General features: G+C 65.9%; 12 protein-coding genes. 3 read left to right on the top strand and 9 right to left on the bottom strand.

Features of this window, described 5'->3' with window-relative positions:
• From ACTIF2_RS08030 to ACTIF2_RS08010, 5 genes are all read right to left on the bottom strand, one after another.
• Positions 1-543 (bottom strand): SMI1/KNR4 family protein, encoded by a 543-nt coding sequence (locus tag ACTIF2_RS08030; protein WP_439496533.1) that lies wholly within the window; start codon positions 541-543, stop codon positions 1-3.
• A gap of 67 nt (positions 544-610) precedes the next feature.
• Positions 611-1,027, bottom strand: a complete 417-nt coding sequence (locus ACTIF2_RS08025) for a GNAT family N-acetyltransferase (RefSeq protein ID WP_439496532.1) — start codon at positions 1,025-1,027, stop codon at positions 611-613.
• On the bottom strand, positions 1,024-4,779 hold the full coding sequence (metH, locus tag ACTIF2_RS08020; RefSeq protein WP_439496531.1) for a methionine synthase: 3,756 nt from the start codon (positions 4,777-4,779) through the stop codon (positions 1,024-1,026). The genes ACTIF2_RS08025 and metH overlap by 4 nt, the downstream gene beginning before the upstream one ends.
• A 90-nt stretch (positions 4,780-4,869) precedes the next feature.
• Positions 4,870-5,781 carry a methylenetetrahydrofolate reductase [NAD(P)H] gene (gene metF / locus ACTIF2_RS08015; RefSeq protein ID WP_439496530.1) on the bottom strand — a complete coding sequence of 304 codons (912 nt, stop codon included), beginning with the start codon at positions 5,779-5,781 and terminating at the stop codon, positions 4,870-4,872.
• Positions 5,781-6,797, bottom strand: coding sequence for an ArsR/SmtB family transcription factor (locus ACTIF2_RS08010; protein ID WP_439496529.1), 1,017 nt, complete (start codon positions 6,795-6,797; stop codon positions 5,781-5,783). Before ACTIF2_RS08010 ends, metF begins: the two co-directional genes overlap by 1 nt.
• 247 nt (positions 6,798-7,044) lie before the next feature.
• Between ACTIF2_RS08010 and ACTIF2_RS08005 the strand changes: the two genes are divergently transcribed.
• Entirely contained in the window at positions 7,045-8,037 is a 993-nt protein-coding gene (locus ACTIF2_RS08005) for a M48 family metalloprotease (RefSeq protein WP_439496528.1), read from the top strand.
• A gap of 1 nt (position 8,038) precedes the next feature.
• Here the strand turns inward: ACTIF2_RS08005 and ACTIF2_RS08000 are convergent, their stop codons facing one another.
• A complete protein-coding gene (locus ACTIF2_RS08000; protein ID WP_439496527.1) occupies positions 8,039-9,430 on the bottom strand; it encodes an aminotransferase-like domain-containing protein in 1,392 nt (463 codons plus the stop codon).
• Positions 9,431-9,569: 139 nt separating this feature from the next.
• Between ACTIF2_RS08000 and ACTIF2_RS07995 the strand changes: the two genes are divergently transcribed.
• Entirely contained in the window at positions 9,570-10,409 is an 840-nt protein-coding gene (locus ACTIF2_RS07995) for a DMT family transporter (RefSeq protein WP_439496526.1), read from the top strand.
• A 105-nt stretch (positions 10,410-10,514) separates the two neighbouring features.
• On the opposite strand, the gene ACTIF2_RS07990 is transcribed toward ACTIF2_RS07995, so the two are convergent.
• Entirely contained in the window at positions 10,515-10,718 is a 204-nt protein-coding gene (locus ACTIF2_RS07990) for a cold-shock protein (protein ID WP_043233603.1), read from the bottom strand.
• Between the two features lie 133 nt (positions 10,719-10,851).
• Entirely contained in the window at positions 10,852-13,065 is a 2,214-nt protein-coding gene (gene bglX, locus ACTIF2_RS07985; protein WP_439496525.1) for a beta-glucosidase BglX, read from the bottom strand.
• A 191-nt stretch (positions 13,066-13,256) separates the two neighbouring features.
• Between bglX and ACTIF2_RS07980 the strand changes: the two genes are divergently transcribed.
• Positions 13,257-14,402, top strand: a complete 1,146-nt coding sequence (locus tag ACTIF2_RS07980) for an alpha-hydroxy acid oxidase (RefSeq protein WP_439496524.1) — start codon at positions 13,257-13,259, stop codon at positions 14,400-14,402.
• Positions 14,403-14,482: 80 nt separating this feature from the next.
• On the opposite strand, the gene ettA is transcribed toward ACTIF2_RS07980, so the two are convergent.
• Complete coding sequence (gene ettA / locus ACTIF2_RS07975) at positions 14,483-16,135, bottom strand: energy-dependent translational throttle protein EttA (protein WP_439496523.1); 1,653 nt, start codon at positions 16,133-16,135, stop codon at positions 14,483-14,485.
• Between the last annotated feature and the right edge of the window lie 65 nt (positions 16,136-16,200).

Raw genomic sequence — 16,200 nt, 5'->3', positions numbered from 1 at the left:
TCAGAGCTGAACGCGCAGTTCCCGCTCCAGATGCTGCCGGCGCGGCCGATGCCAGTAGTCGTAGCCGTTCCGCTGGTCGTCGTCATAGAGCGACTCCACGAATGCGCGAAAAGACGGAGCCTGGCGGCAAAGATAGCTGTTCTCCTCGCTTCCCCAGACGCCCCAGTTGCGAACCCAGCTATAGACTGCGCCATGGTCGTCCTGCCGCAGGGACAGGATGATCTCGAGCAAGCCCGGATCGGCTCCAATCGTCAGCGTCGCGGGTGGCAAGCGATTTCCGAGTTCCCCGCTCCACGTCACCACCCGATCCCAATCGTAAAACGGATCGAGATAGCTCTCTGACGGATTCGGAAAGTCCTGGGCATCGAGGGCCGTATGCCTGAAGATGTTGGGATAGGGACGGCCGCCATTATAGCCGCGCATGAAATCGCGATAGTCTTCGGGCAGTTGCAGGCGGCTTTCTTGTTCCCATAGGGCGATCGCGGAAGCAGCCGCTCCGTCGGTATTCCAGGCCTCGCCCACGGGTCTGATCAATCTGTTCATCGGCGCGCTCCAGACCGTCGTCAATTCGATGCGAGGCGCATTTGCGGCTTCATCGGCCTACCGCGGCTCAGAGCGTCCGCACGAACACCACCTGCCCGCCGAGCTCGCGGCCCATGTCGCGCCAGCCGTGAGCCGTATAGAAGCGCTCCGCCCGGGTTCCGGCGCCCGTCGTCAGCCAGGCCTGGCGATGGCCGGCTTCGCCGAGCCGGCGCAGCACCTCGTCGAGCAGGCGACGGCCATGGCCGCGCCTCTCATGGGCCGGATCGATGAACAGCGCCCAGACCAGCCCGGTCTGGTGATTGGCGCAGGTGAAGCCGACGACCTCGCCCTCCTCCTCGCTGACGAGGAAGATCGCCTGCTCCATATACCAGGCGACCTCCTCGTCGCTGACCTTGGAGGGGTCGCGCAGCACGTTCTCGCTCACGCCATGCCGGATCGCGTGGATGGCCGGCAGGTCGGCAGGCGTCGCAGGCCTCAGGTTCACTCCGCCGCTTCCAGCCGATAGGCGCTGGTGTCGTAGTTCAGGATCGGCGAGAGCCAGCGCTCGACCTCGTGGATCGCCATGCCCTTACGCTGCGCATAATCCTCGACCTGGTCGCGCTCGACCTTGGCGACGCCGAAATAATAGGCCTCGGGATGCGAGAGATAGAGGCCCGAAACCGACGAGCCCGGCCACATCGCGTAGCTCTCGGTCAGCTTCACGCCGACGCGCGGCTCGGCCTGGAGCAGATCGAACAGGGTCACCTTCTCGGTATGGTCGGGCTGGGCCGGATAGCCCGGCGCCGGCCGGATGCCCTGGTATTCCTCGCGGATCAGGTCCTCGTTCGAAAGGTTCTCGTCCGGCGCATAGCCCCAGAACTCGGTGCGGACCTTCTGGTGCATGCGCTCGGCAAAGGCCTCGGCGATGCGGTCGGCCAGCGCCTTGACCATGATCGAGCGGTAATCGTCATTGTCGCGGGCGAAGCGCTCGGAGATGCGCTCCTCCTCCGCGCCCGACGTCACAACGAAGGCGCCGACATAGTCCGGCCGCTCGATGCCTTCGGGCGCGACGAAATCGGCGATGCACATGTTCGGCTTGCCGTCGCGCTTCGAGAGCTGCTGGCGCAGCCCGTGGAAGGTCGCGAGCGTCTCCTGCCGGCTTTCGCCGGTATAGAGCCGGATATCGTCCCCGACGGCGTTCGCCGGCCAGAAGCCGATCACCGCCTTGGGATTGAACCAGCGCTCCTCGACGATGCGCTTCAGCATCGCCTGCGCGTCGTCCCAGAGCGCGCGCGCCGCCTCGCCCTGCTTCTCGTCCTGGAGGATCGCCGGGAAGCGCCCCTTCATCTCCCAGGTCTGGAAGAACGGCGTCCAGTCGATCAGCGGCACCAGGTCGGCGACGTCATAGGTCCGGAACACGCGGGTGCCGAGGAAGCTCGGCTTCGGCGGCGCATAGTTCGCCCAGTCCGGCTTGAAGGCGTTGGCGCGCGCCTTGACCAGCGGCAGGCGCTGCTTGTCGGCCTCCGAGCGGCGATGCGCATCGGCGACCTTGGCATATTCCGTCTTGATGCCGTCGACATAGGCCGGCTTCTGGTCCTGCGAGAGCAGGCTCGAGACCACGCCGACCGCGCGCGAGGCGTCGGTGACATAGACCGTCTGGCCCTGGCTATAGGCCGGATGGATCTTCACAGCCGTGTGGACGCGGCTCGTCGTCGCTCCGCCGATCAGGAGCGGGATATCGAAACCCTCGCGCTCCATCTCGGAAGCGACCGTCACCATCTCGTCGAGCGAGGGCGTGATCAGGCCCGATAGCCCGATAATGTCGACCTTCTCCTTGCGCGCCGTATCGAGGATCTTCTGCGTCGGCACCATCACGCCGAGATCGATCACCTCGTAATTGTTGCACTGGAGCACGACGCCGACGATGTTCTTGCCGATATCGTGGACGTCGCCCTTGACCGTCGCCATCAGCACCTTGCCGGCGGCCGAGCGCTCGGAGCCGCCGTTCAGACGCTTCTCCTCCTCCATATAGGGCATCAGATAAGCCACGGCCTGCTTCATCACGCGGGCCGACTTCACCACCTGCGGCAGGAACATCTTGCCGGCGCCGAACAGATCGCCAACGACGTTCATGCCGGCCATCAGGGGGCCCTCGATGACGTGGAGCGGCTTGTCGGCCTGGAGCCGCGCCTCCTCCGTATCGCGGTCGATGAACTCGGTGATGCCGTTGACCAGCGCGTGCTCGAGGCGCTTCTGCACATCGGCCTCGCGCCAGGCGAGGTCCTTGCCCGAGACGGCCTGCGAGCCGTCGCCCTTGAAGCGCGGCGCGGCGTCGAGCAGCCGCTCGGTCGAATCCTTGCGCCGGTTGAGGACGACATCCTCGCAGAGCTCGCGCAGCTCCGGGTCGAGATCATCATAGGAGCCGAGCTGGCCGGCATTGACGATGCCCATGTCCATCCCGACCTTGATGCAGTGGTAGAGGAAGACCGAGTGCATCGCCTCGCGCACGGCCTCGTTGCCGCGGAACGAGAAGGACAGGTTCGAAACGCCGCCTGAGATATGGGCGTGCGGCAGGGTCTCGCGAATGGCGCGCGTCGCGTTGATGAAGTCGTTGCCGTAGTTGTCGTGCTCCTCGATCCCGGTCGCCACCGCAAAGATGTTCGGGTCGAAGATGATGTCCTCGGGCGGGAAGCCGGCCTGCTCGGTCAGCAGCTTGTAGGCCCGCGTGCAGATCTCGATCTTGCGCTCATAGGTGTCGGCCTGGCCCGTCTCGTCGAAGGCCATGACGACGACCGCCGCACCGTAATTGCGGCAGATGCGGGCATGCTCGAGGAAGGCGGCCTCGCCCTCCTTCATCGAGATCGAGTTGACGATCGGCTTGCCCTGGATCGTCTTCAGGCCCGCCTCGATGACGTGGAACTTCGACGAGTCGACCATGATCGGCACGCGGCTGATATCCGGCTCCGAGGCGATCAGGTTGCAGAACTCGGTCATCGCCTTCTCGGAATCGAGCAGGCCCTCGTCCATGTTGATGTCGATGACCTGCGCGCCGTTGGCGACCTGGTCACGCGCCACGTCGAGCGCGGCGGCGAAGTCGCCCTCCTTGACCAGCTTGCGGAAGCGGGCCGAGCCGGTGACGTTGGTGCGCTCGCCGACATTGACGAAGGGGATCGTCTCGTCGAGCGTGAAGGGCTCCAGTCCGGCGAGCCTGAGATAGCGCTTCACCTCCGGCACCACGCGCGGCGCCTTGCCGGCGACGGCCTCGGCGATGGCCTTGATATGGCCGGGCGTCGTCCCGCAGCAGCCGCCGACGACATTGACCAGCCCGGCATCGGCGAACTCGGCCAGCATCGCCGCCGTCGCCTCGGGCCGCTCGTCATAGAGGCCGAACTCGTTCGGCAGGCCGGCATTGGGGTAGGCGCAGACCAGCGTCTCGGCGACGCGCGACAGGTCCTTGATATGCGCCCGCATCTCGCGCGCGCCCAGCGCGCAGTTGAGCCCGATCGTCAGCGGCGAGGCATGGCGCACCGCGTTCCAGAAGGCCTCCGTCGTCTGGCCCGACAGCGTGCGGCCGGACAGGTCGGTGATGGTGCCGGAGATCATCACCGGCAGCCGGATGCCCTTCTCGCGATAGACATCCTCGATCGCCACGATCGCCGCCTTGGCGTTGAGCGTATCGAAGATCGTCTCGATCAGCATCAGCTCGGCGCCGCCATCGATCAGCCCGCGCACCTGCTCGGCATAGGAGTCGCGGACCTGATCGAAGGTCACGGCCCGGAAGCCGGGATTGTTGACGTCGGGCGAGATCGAGAGCGTCCGGTTGGTCGGGCCGATCGCGCCCGCGACGAAGCGACGGCGGCCATCCTGCTTCTGTGCGATGCCGGCAGCCTCGCGGGCGAGCTTGGCGGATTCGACATTGAGCTCGTAGACCAGCGCCTCCATGCCGTAATCGGCCTGGGCGATCGCCGTCGAGGAGAAGGTGTTGGTCTCGACGATGTCGGCGCCGGCATTGAAATAGGCGAGATGGATGTCGCGGATCGCCTCCGGCTGGGTCAGCACCAGCAGGTCGTTATTGCCCTTGAGGTCGTGGTTCCAGCCCTTGAAGCGCTCGGCGCGGAAATCCGCCTCGGAGAGCTTCAGGTCCTGGATCTGCGTCCCCATCGCGCCATCGAGCACGAGGATGCGCTCGGACGCGGCCTGGCGCAGCACGCGCTCGATTTCGGCGCCGTCGACGGGATTGGGCTGGTAGTCGGACATTGCTGACGCTTTCGTCGTGACACTGAATCTGTATCGTCTTTCGTCATCGCGAGAGGCGAAGCGACTTTGCTTCGCTCGCAATGACGAGCCTCATTCCGCGGCCGCTTGCTGCTGCACGCTCTTGTCCGGCTTCAGCCCGACGAGATGGCAGATCGCATAGACCAGGTCGGCCTTGTTCATCGTGTAGAAATGCAGGTCGGAGACGCCGCGGTCGACCAGGTCGAGCACCTGCTCGGCGCAGACCGCCGCCGCCACCAGCCGACGCGTCGCCGGATCGTCCTCCAGCCCCTCGAAACGGTCGGCCAGCCATTGCGGCACGCTGGCGCCCGTGCGGGCGGCGAAGCCCGCCGTCTGCTTGAAGTTCTGGACGGGGACGATGCCGGGCAGGATCGGGATGTCGATGCCGCGCGCGCGCACCTTGTCGAGATAGCGGAAATAGACGTCGTTATCGAAGAAGAACTGGGTGATCGCGCGGGTCGCACCGGCATCGACCTTCTTCTTCAGCGCGTCGATATCGGCATCGAGCGAGGCCGCTTCCGGATGCTTTTCGGGATAGGCCGAGACCGTCACCTCGAAATCGCCGACGCGGCGGATGCCGGCGACGAGGTCGGAGGTCTGGTGATAGCCCTGCGCATGCGGCTCATAGACCGTGCCGAGGCCGCCGGCCGGATCGCCGCGCAGCGCCACGATATGGCGCACGCCCGCGGCCCAATAGGCGCGGATGACGTCGTCGACCTCGTCGCAGGACGCCGAGACGCAGGTCAGATGGGCGGCAGGCTTCAGCCCGGTCTCATCGACCATGCGCTTGACGGTGTTGTGCGTGCGCTCGCGGGTCGAGCCGCCGGCGCCATAGGTCACCGAAACGAAGGACGGGCCGAGCGGCTCGAGCCGGCGCACGCTCTCCCAGAGCGCAACCTCCATCTCGGGCGTCTTCGGCGGGAAGAACTCGAAGGAGACGCGGGGACGGCGCGAGCCGTGCCGGCTGGGACGAAACGCGTTCATCAGGCTACCTCGAAACTGGATTCTTGACGCAATGGAAAATCTCCCCGCACGCGCCGGTCGCGCCCGCGCCAGAGCATCACGGAAAGCTGGCCGGAGGCGCCCTCGGCCGAGGTCACCTCCTCGGCCAGGTCGCAGGTGAGCCCGGCCTCGCCGAACCAGCCGGTGATCTGCGCGCGCGAGAAGCCGAGGCGGCGATGGGCATGCTCGGTGCGCAGGAACTCCATCTCGTGCGGCGCGAAATCGACGACGATCAGGCGGCCGCCCGGCGCGAGCATGGCCGCCGCCTCGCGCAGTGCCCGGCCCGGATCCTCGAGGAAATGCAGGACCTGGTGGATGATCACGAGATCGAAGGCGCCGCGCGCGAAAGGCAGGGCATGGATATCGCCCTGGCGCAGCTCGACGCGTGACAGGCCCGCCTTTTCCAGGTTGGCGCGCGCCACCGCGAGCATGGCGTGGCTGGCGTCGACGCCGATGGCGCGGCCGAATTTCGGCGCGATCCGCTCCAGCATCCGTCCGGTGCCGGTGCCGAGATCGAGCATCGCCCCGGCCGAGCCCTCGCCCGCCGCGGCCTCGACGGCGGCCTCGACCGCATCGTCCGGCACATGCAGCGAGCGCAGCCGGTCCCAGTCCCGCGCCACGCTGGCGAAATAGGATTGCGCGGCATCGGCGCGCGCTGCGCGCACCGCGGCGAGCCGTTCGCGATCGGCCGCGAGCTCCGGATCGGAGCGATCGAGCCAGGCCGCGAGCGAGGCGGCAAAGGCGCCCCCGGCGCCCGCCTCATCCAGCCGGAAGAAGGCCCAGGCGCCTTCGCGATAGCGCCGCACCAGGCCGGCCTCGGCGAGGAGCTTGAGATGGCGCGAAATGCGCGGCTGCGACTGGCCGAGAATGTCCGTCAGGTCGGACACCGACAATTCGCCCTCGGCAAGCAGCGCCAGGATGCGCAGCCGCGTCTCCTCGCCGGCGGCGCGCAGGCCGGCGAGCAGGGATGGCGATGACAGCGTCGTCGGTTGGCGCAACGGTTCGGCCTCCGCGAAACGAAAAAAGATATAAAGATATCTTTATGTCGAAATCGCCATGGGTGCAAGCCTCTTCGATCGCCGACGTGCGTCCGGAGGCAACATCAAAAACATCCCGCGCGCCTCGCATTCTCGACACGATGCCGTTGCGGAAGAAGATGAAGAGGGAAGTTGAATCCTATGAATTACCTGCGCACAATGATACCTCATTTGCGCGATCTAATGATCAAATTGGGGGAGGAGGCGCATGTGCGACTGTTTTAGCAACAGCACTGGAGTTTGCACAGGCAATCGAATTTCGAGGAGAGCGGTAATCGGCGCCATTGCTTGCCTATCTGTTGATTCAAAGTTTAGTACGGCAAGATCGCAGGATCAATTTAAGCACATTTTAGACGGAGCCTGCAATTTCTATCCTGATGATAAATTCGACACCAACGTTTATTCATTTGGCTCTACAGCCGAAGCGCAATCTGTGGTTAGCAAGATTACATCATCTGCGGGATTGAAGCCTAATTTTGAGATCATTGCATATAATGTTCCGAATGCAGCGGCCGTTATCCAGAACGGAATTAGATACATCCTCTACAATCAGGCGTTCATAAATCAAATCACCCAGCAGACGAGCTCTGAGTGGGGTGCGTGGTCCATTATGGCGCATGAGGTAGGGCATCATCTTAACGGCCATACTTTGCAGCCAGGAGGCAGCAAGCCGCCAACCGAGCTTGAGGCTGACGAATTTGCCGGCTTCGCCGTGCAGAAGATTGGAGGAACGCTCGATCAGGCCCTGTCGCCCTACAAGACCATGAACCCCGCCGGCTCTTCAACTCATCCTCCGCGTGACGCACGGTTGACGGCAGTCACCAAGGGTTGGAACAGTGCTGCCGGGACCGGTGGACCGGCCAATATTCCGACCCCAGGGTCGGTTCCTGCACCGGTTGCAAATGCTCACGATATGCTCACTGCAATTGTTACGAGTCTCCAAAACGGGATGACGCCACCGTTTCCTATGCTGCCTCAGCTGAAAGCTATCTATGATTCTCAAGCGCCCATGGTTGGACAGCAACTGAAGGCGCTAGGAAGCCTGACAGGATTAACGCAGCTTAAGCCACCTGTCGTCATGGCAGACGCAACGTATTATGATTACAGATCTTCTTTCTCAACCGGCCAAGCTTTTTGGCGTATTGGGGTTGCTCCGAATGGTGTGATTGCCGGCCTTTGGATTTCGCCGGCCCCGCTCTAGCCTAGCGCCGCATCGCCGCCTCCAGCGCCCGAATCAGCCGCGGATCGGAGGATTGCGCGACGTTGAAGCGCAGGAAGCCACCGGCCGATTGCGACAGGCTGAAGGCGTTGCCGGGCGCCAGCACGATGTTCTCCAAGAGCACGCGCTGCGCGATCTCGGCCGCGTCGAGCCCGTCCGGCAGCCGGCACCAGAGGAACATGCCGGCGCGCGGCTCCAGCCATGGTTCGATCCCCAGGGCCTTGAGACGGACCGTGGCCTCGCCCATGGCGCGCCCCAGCCGCTCGCGCAGTCCGTCCATATGCTTGCGATAGGTGCCGTCCTTCAGGATGCCCAGCACGAACTCCGCCGAGAGCCGGCCGCCGCCGAAGGTGGTTGCGATCTTGAGATCGGTCAGCCCCTCGATCCAGTCGCGCCGCGCCGCGACATAGCCGCAGCGCACCGAGGCCGAGAGCGTCTTGGAGAAGCTGCCGATATGGACGACCCGGCTGAGCCCGTCGAAGGCGGCGAGCCGCGCTGCGGGCTCACGCTCGAAATCGGCGAAGATGTCGTCCTCGATGATGACCAGCCCGGCCGCGTCCGCGAGCTTGAGGAGCCGATGGGCCACGACGGGCGACAGCGTCGCCCCGGTTGGATTGTGCACGGACGAATTGGTCACGTAGAGGCGCGGCCTGTGCTCGGCCAGCGCCTGCTCGAACAGCGCGAGATCCGGACCCGAGGCCGTGTAGGGAACGCTGACGAGCTTTGCGCGATGGGCTCGCAGCAAGGCCTGGAAGTTGAAATAGCAGGGGTCGTCGACGAGCACCGTGTCGCCGGGCTCGATCAGGAAGCGGCAGAGCAGGTCGATCGCCTGGGTGCCCGACTCGGTCAGCATGATCTGGTCGGGCGCGACCTCGATGCCATGCTCGGCGACGCGGCGGGCCAGGATCTGGCGCAGCGGCAGCAGGCCGAGCGGCGTGCCGTAATCGGTGAGCGTCGCGGTATCGGCGCGCGCCAGCGAACGCAGGTTACGGCGCAGGCTCTCCTCCGGGAACCAGGCCGGCGGAAGCCAGCCGCAACCGGGCTTCAGAAAATCCTCCCCCGCATCGAGCGATTGCCGCGACACCCAGAACGGATCGATGGCGCGGTCGAGGCGCGGCCCGATCTCCGCCAGCGACAAGGGAGGCAGGCGCCCCGCGACATAGAAGCCCGCCCCGCGGCGGGAGCGGATCACGCCCTCGGCGGCGAGCCGGTCATAGGCTTCGACGACCGTCGATTTCGAGACGCCCATGGTCTGGGCGAGCCCCCTGATCGAGGGCAGCTTGGCGCCGGGCGTCAGCGCGCGACCCGCCAGCCGTTGCCGGACGGCCTGCATCACCCGCCCCACAAGCGTGTCGTCCTGCTCCAGGATCGTCATGTGAGCATCGCCTGTACTGCTCGCCCGAGCATGACAGTTTAGCCCAACTGTGCTGAAGCGTCTCTGGAAAACGCGCGCGGAGCGCCCAAAGCAGGCACCCGGTTCGAGGCATCGCGGAGATTGCAGCGTGAACGGTTGGATGAACGGCTTTCTCGGCGTGCTGATCTTCAGCGGCTCGCTGCCTGCCACCCGCGTGGCGGTCGCCGATCTCGATCCGATATTCCTGACCGCCGCCCGCGCCGCGATCGCAGGGCTGCTCGGGCTCGGCCTCCTGTTGGCGTTTCGGGAAGCCCGGCCGAAGCGCGGCGACCTCGTCCCGCTCGCCGTCGTCGCGCTCAGCGTGGTGGTCGGCTTTCCGCTGCTGACGGCGCTGGCGCTGCAGCATGTCAATTCTGCCCACTCGATCGTCTTCATCGGGCTCTTGCCGCTGGCGACGGCGGTCTTCGGCGTCCTGCGCGGCGGCGAGCGGCCGCGCCCCGCCTTCTGGCTGTTCTCCTGCCTCGGCAGCGCGCTGGTCGCCGGCTTCGCCATGGGCCAGGGCTTCACGGCCGCACCAGCCGGCGATCTGCTGATGCTGGCCGCCATCATCATTTGCGGCCTCGGCTATGCCGAAGGCGCAGCGTTGTCGCGCCGGCTCGGCGGCTGGCAGGTGATCTCCTGGGCACTGGTGCTCTCGCTGCCCGTCATGGCGGCGCTGAGCGCGCTGACCATGCCGGCCACATTCGCGGGCGTCGGCGCCCCGGCCTGGATCGGGCTCGCCTATGTCTCGGTCTTCAGCATGCTGGTCGGCTTCGTGTTCTGGTATCGCGGCCTCGTGCAGGGCGGAATCGCCGCCGTCGGGCAATTGCAGCTGCTGCAGCCCTTCTTCGGGCTGATGCTGGCCGCGACGATCCTGCACGAGACGGTGAGCTGGGCGATGGTCGCGGCGACGATGGGCGTCGCGCTCTGCGTGGCCGGCGCAAAACGCTTTGCCCGCTAAAGCACGCGCCGATCAGATTGCACGGCATCGGGATATCGGGCGGCAGCGCTCCGCACACGACCGGTTTCGCAACGGCCGGATCCGAGGCACGCGAGGCCAGAGGGGTCACAGCAGCTGGAGCGAACCCGCCGCTGTCTTGCCACGTTCGGTTTTCAGGTCGAACGAGACCTTCTGTCCTTCCGTCAGGGTCATCAGGCCCGCTTCCTTTACGGCAGTGATATGGACGAACACGTCCTTGCCGCCATCCGAAGGCTGAATGAACCCGAAGCCCTTTTCAGTATTGAACCATTTGACGGTTCCGGTCGCCATAGCCGCATCCCCTGAGGCCCGAGCATCTTGCCGAACCCGTGGACAGGCGTGTCCAAAGGCCCCGCGCTCGAAGGATTGACCGAAACTTCAATGATGTCGAGATCAATCCACAAGCAATTGCCGCCCGGCGCGATTAAGGCTTGACCAGTTCGATCGCCGTCTTGGCATCGGCCAGCGACGAGCCGCCGAGATAGATCTCGAACCGGCCGGGCTCGACGACATAGCGCCCGGCATCGTCATGATAGCCGAGTTTCGCCGCCTCCAGCCTGAAACGGACGCTGCGCGTCTCGCCCGCCTTGAGCGCGATCTTGCTGAAGCCCTTCAGCTCGCGCACCGGCCGCGAGCGGGTTGCGACAGGCTGGCGGATATAAAGCTGTACGACCTCCTGGCCGTCGCGCGCGCCGGTATTGGTGACGTCGACCGTGACCTCGGCGATCCCGTTCGTCGCGACGCGCGCCCGGTCGACGCGCGGATTGGCGTAGGCGAAGCGGCTATAGGACAGGCCGAAGCCGAACGGGTAGAGCGGCTCGTTCTTCTCGTCCATGTAGATGGATTCGTAGCGCTGGCGGATCTTCTGCGGCCGGCCGGTCGGGAGATGGTCGTAATAGACCGGGATCTGCCCGACCGAGCGCGGAAAGCTCATCGGCGTGCGGCCCGACGGATTGGCCTCCCCGGTCAGGATCTCGGCCAGCGCCGCGCGCCCTTCCGTGCCGCCATGGAAGGTCTGCACGATCGCCGCGACATGCTCGTCCGCCCAGGTCAGCACCAGCGGGCGGCCGGTCGCCAGCACCAGCACGACCGGCTTGCCAGTGGCGACCAGCGCCTCGAGCAGTTCCTGCTGCACGCCGGGCAGACCGAGCTTGGTGCGCGAAGCCGCCTCGCCCATGAACTCGCAATCCTCGCCGAGCATGGCGATGACGAGGTCGCTCGCCGCCGCGGCCCGGACGGCCGCGTCCTTGTCGGCGAATTCCGTGCCGCAATTCTTGGTGAAGGCCGGCTCGTAGACCAGCTCGACACCGGCTCCGATGCGCTCCTTCAGGGCGTCGGGCAGCGACTGGATCGCCCGCCGGCCGAGCCCGGCCGGGTCGGTCCAGACGCGCTCGGCCTCCGGCACCGCCATCGCGCCGATCACCACGAGCCTCTTGACCGACGGTGCGATCGGCAAGGTCTCGTTGGCGTTCTTGAGCAGGATCGTGCCCTCGCGCGCCGCCCGGCGCGCCACCTCGCGCGCCTCCTGCGTCTGCATCAGCGCCGGCGCCGCGGCGGGGTCGACATCGGGCCGCTCGAACAGGCCGAGATGGAACTTGACGCGCAGCACCCGGCGCACCGCCTCGTCGAGCGCCTTCATCGGCACCCGCCCGGCCTTGACCTCGCCGGCGAGGTGCTTGTCGTAGACATCCCCCATCATGTCCATGTCGATGCCGGCGAGCAGGGCTTTCCGCGCCGCTTCCGCGTCATCCTTGGCGATGCCGTGCAGGCGAAGCTCGGTGATAGAGCCGAAATCAGAGACGACGAAGCCCTTGAAGCCCCATGTCTGGCGCAGGAGCCCGGTCAGCAAGTCGCGATGCGCCGTCGTCGGCACGCCGTTCAGCGCGTTGAACGCCGCCATCGCCGTCATCGAGCCGGCGTCGAACGAGGCCTTGAACGGCGGCAGGTAGAGGTCGAAGAGCTGGCTCGTCGGAATCCAGGTCGAGTTGTAGTCGCGCCCGGCCTCGCCCGCGCCATAGCCGACGAAATGCTTCACCGTCGTCGCCACGCCGCCGCGCTGGTAGCCGCGGGTGCGCGCCGTCGCCACGACCGAGCCGAGATAGGCGTCCTCGCCCGCGCCCTCGAGCACCCGGCCCCAGCGCGGATCGCGCGAGACGTCGACCATCGGCGCGAAGGTCCAGTTGATGCCGGCGGCGCCCGCCTCGCGGCCGGTCCAATAGGCGGCCTGCTCGATCAGCTCCGGATTCCAGGTCGAGGCCTGGCCGAGCGGCAAGGGAAAATAGGTCGAGAAGCCATGGACCGCGTCGAGCCCGATGATCAGCGGAATCTTCAGCCGCGACTCGCGCACGGCCTTCTGGACGTCGGCGACCTCCTGCGGGACGACGAAGTTCATCACCCCGCCCATCCGCCCCTCGCGGATGCGCGCCGCGTTGAAGCCCTCGCCGCGCCCCGAGAGATGGAGCTGGCCGACCTTCTCCTCGAGGGTCATTTGCTTGAGCAGGGCCTCGATGCGCCGCTCGATGGCCTGCGCCTCGCGCCCGGTCTTCCAGGCGACGGTCTTGAGGGCGACGGTTTCCTGGGCCGGGGCGGCATGAGCGAAAAGCGTCAGGCAAAGCGCAGCGAAGAGCCGCAAGATCATGGAACAGGTCTCTCACTGCAGGCGTAGGATAGCCCCGCCCCCTACAGGATCGCATCCCGCGGCTCAACCGGCGCATGGTCGCGGCGGCCGTTCCGGCACGAGCCTGGGGCCCGCCTTTCGCAGGATGCGGTTGCCTGACGAAACATTCCATGCGACCGAGCCGGCGATGTGAAATGCGGAGCCGGCCGACCATGTCCCAGCCGTTGACCATCGAAGATCTGCGCATCCTGGCCCAGCGCCGCGTGCCGCGCATGTTCTACGACTATGCCGATTCCGGCGCCTGGACCGAGGGCACCTACCGCGCCAACGAGACGGATTTCGCTGAGATCAAGCTGCGCCAGCGCGTCGCGGTCGACATGACCAACCGGACATTGGCCTCGACCATGGCGGGACAGGCCGTCTCGATGCCGGTCGCACTCGCCCCGACCGGGCTGACCGGCATGCAGCACGCCGATGGCGAGATCCTCGCCGCCCGCGCCGCCGCCAAGGCCGGCGTGCCCTTCACGCTCTCGACCATGAGCATCTGCTCGATCGAGGATGTCGCCGAGAACAGCGACGCCCCCTTCTGGTTCCAGCTCTATGTGATGAAGGACCGCGACTTCATCGACCGGCTGATCGACCGCGCCAAGGCGGCGCAATGCTCGGCGCTGATGCTGACGCTCGACCTGCAGATCCTCGGCCAGCGCCACAAGGACATCCGCAACGGCCTCTCGGCCCCGCCGAAGCCGACGCTCGCCAACCTGATCAACCTCGCGACCAAGCCGCGCTGGTGCCTCGGTATGCTCGGCACCAGGCGCCGCAGCTTCGGCAACATCGTCGGCCATGCCAAGGGCGTCGGCGATCTCTCCTCGCTCTCCTCCTGGACGGCCGAGCAGTTCGATCCCGCGCTGAGCTGGGACGACGTCGCCCGGATCAAGGACCGCTGGGGCGGCAAGCTGATCCTGAAGGGCATCCTCGATCCGGAGGATGCCGAGCTTGCGGCCAGGACCGGCGCGGACGCGCTGATCGTCTCGAACCATGGCGGCCGCCAGCTCGATGGCGCGGTCTCCTCGATCGCGGCCCTGCCCGGCATCGTCGAGCAGGTCGGCGGGCGCATGGAGGTGCTGATGGATGGCGGCATCCGCTCCGGCCAGGACGTGATCAAGGCGGTGGCGCTGGGCGCGCGCGGCGTCCTGATCGGCCGCGCCTTCCTCTATGGGCTCGGCGCGATGGGCGAGGACGGCGTCACCCGCTGCCTCGACATCATCCGCAAGGAGCTCGACGTCACCATGGCGCTCTGCGGCCTGCGCGACATCCAGCAGGTCGACGGGAATATCCTGGTGAAGGGGAAGGCCTGAACTCTTCGCCCGTTTCGGGCAAGCAAAGGGGCCCGCGTTCAGTCGAGCGCGGGCCCTTTTTTGAATCCTGCGCTCGATAGTTAGCGCGAGAACTTCTTGTACTGGATGCGCTTGGGAATGGTGGAATCGATCCCCAGCCGGCGCTTCTTGTCTTCCTCGTAATCGGCGAAATTGCCCTCGAACCATTCGACATGGCTGTCGCCCTCGAAGGAGAGGATATGGGTCGCGATGCGGTCGAGGAACCAGCGATCGTGGCTGATGATCACGGCGCAGCCGGCATAGTCCTCGAGCGCCTCTTCCAGCGCGCGCAACGTGTCGACGTCGAGATCGTTGGTCGGCTCGTCGAGCAGCAGGACATTGGCGCCGCTCTTCAGCATCTTGGCGAGATGGACGCGGTTGCGCTCGCCGCCCGAGAGCGAGCCGACCTTCTTCTGCTGGTCGCCGCCCTTGAAGTTGAAGGTCGAGCAATAGGCACGCGAATTCACCTCGCGCTTGCCGAGATAGAGGATGTCGTTGCCGCCTGAGATCTCCTCCCAGACGTTCTTCTTGTCGTCGAGCGAGTCGCGGCTCTGGTCGACATAGCCGAGCTGGACGCTCTCGCCGATCGTGATCGAGCCGGCATCGGGCTTGTCCTGCCCGGTGATCATCCGGAACAGCGTGGTCTTGCCGGCGCCGTTGGGGCCGATCACGCCGACGATGCCGCCGGGCGGCAGCTTGAAGCTCAAACCGTCGATGAGAAGTTTGTCCTGGAAGCCCTTGGAGAGATTCTCGAAATCGACGACGTTGTTGCCGAGCCGCTCGGCGATCGGGATGACGATCTGCGCGGTGTCCGGACCCTTGTTGGAGGCCTTCTGCACCAGCTCGTCATAGCGCTGGATGCGGGCCTTGCTCTTGGCCTGGCGCGCCTTGGGCGAGGCCGAGATCCAGTCCTGCTCGCGCTCCAGCATCTTCTGGCGCGACACGTCCTCGCGGCCTTCCTGGGCCAGGCGCTTCTGCTTCTGCACCGACCAGGCCGAGTAGTTGCCCTCGTAGGGGATGCCCTGGCCGCGATCGAGCTCGAGGATCCAGCTCGTGACGTTGTCGAGGAAGTAGCGATCGTGGGTGACGATCAGGATCGCGCCCGGATAGGTCCGCAGATGGCCTTCGAGCCAGGCGGTGGTCTCGGCGTCGAGATGGTTGGTCGGCTCGTCGAGGAGCAGCAGCTCCGGCTGCTCGAGCAGCAGCTTGCAGAGCGCGACGCGGCGGCGCTCGCCGCCCGAGAGCTTGCCGACCTCCCAGTCGTCCGGCGGGCAGCGCAGCGCGTCCATCGCCTGGTCGACCTTGGAATCGAGATCCCACAGGCCCTTGGCCTCGATCTCGTCCTGGAGCTTGGTCATCTCGTCCGCTGTCTCGTCCGAGTAGTTCATGGCGAGCTCGTTATAGCGGTCGAGGATCGCCTTCTGCGGCGCAACGCCGAGCATGACGTTGTCGCGGACGTTCAGCTCCTCATTGAGCTTCGGCTCCTGCGGCAGGTAGCCGACGCGCGCGCCTTCGGCGACCCAGGCCTCGCCGGTCCAGTCCTTGTCGAAGCCCGCCATGATCTTGAGCAGGGTCGACTTGCCGGCGCCGTTGACGCCGAGCACGCCGATCTTGGCGTCCGGATAGAAGGACAGGTGGATGTTGTTCAACACCTGCTTGCCGCCCGGATAGGTCTTCGACAGGCCGCGCATATGGTAGATGAACTGACGGGACATGGACGTGCGGACTCCGCTTGCGGCTGATCGGCCCGAGAGAGTGTCCGGGAATTCGCCGGCAGCGG

Origin of the sequence: Allobosea sp. (assembly GCF_051860145.1) — a bacterium.
GTDB lineage: Bacteria > Pseudomonadota > Alphaproteobacteria > Rhizobiales > Beijerinckiaceae > Allobosea.
Note: the sequence above shows the minus strand (reverse complement) of the source record. Positions and strands in the feature narration are given on the sequence as shown.

Bases quoted from the DNA above. Each gene is read 5' to 3' on its own strand.
- ACTIF2_RS08030 (WP_439496533.1), bottom strand. From the start codon at position 543: ATGAACAGATTGATCAGACCCGTGGGCGAGGCCTGGAATACCGACGGA.
- metH (WP_439496531.1), bottom strand. From the start codon at position 4,779: ATGTCCGACTACCAGCCCAATCCCGTCGACGGCGCCGAAATCGAGCGC.
- metF (WP_439496530.1), bottom strand. From the start codon at position 5,781: ATGAACGCGTTTCGTCCCAGCCGGCACGGCTCGCGCCGTCCCCGCGTC.
- ACTIF2_RS08005 (WP_439496528.1), top strand. From the start codon at position 7,045: ATGTGCGACTGTTTTAGCAACAGCACTGGAGTTTGCACAGGCAATCGA.
- ACTIF2_RS08000 (WP_439496527.1), bottom strand. From the start codon at position 9,430: ATGACGATCCTGGAGCAGGACGACACGCTTGTGGGGCGGGTGATGCAG.
- ACTIF2_RS07995 (WP_439496526.1), top strand. From the start codon at position 9,570: ATGAACGGCTTTCTCGGCGTGCTGATCTTCAGCGGCTCGCTGCCTGCC.
- ACTIF2_RS07990 (WP_043233603.1), bottom strand. From the start codon at position 10,718: ATGGCGACCGGAACCGTCAAATGGTTCAATACTGAAAAGGGCTTCGGG.
- bglX (WP_439496525.1), bottom strand. From the start codon at position 13,065: ATGATCTTGCGGCTCTTCGCTGCGCTTTGCCTGACGCTTTTCGCTCAT.
- ACTIF2_RS07980 (WP_439496524.1), top strand. From the start codon at position 13,257: ATGTCCCAGCCGTTGACCATCGAAGATCTGCGCATCCTGGCCCAGCGC.
- ettA (WP_439496523.1), bottom strand. From the start codon at position 16,135: ATGTCCCGTCAGTTCATCTACCATATGCGCGGCCTGTCGAAGACCTAT.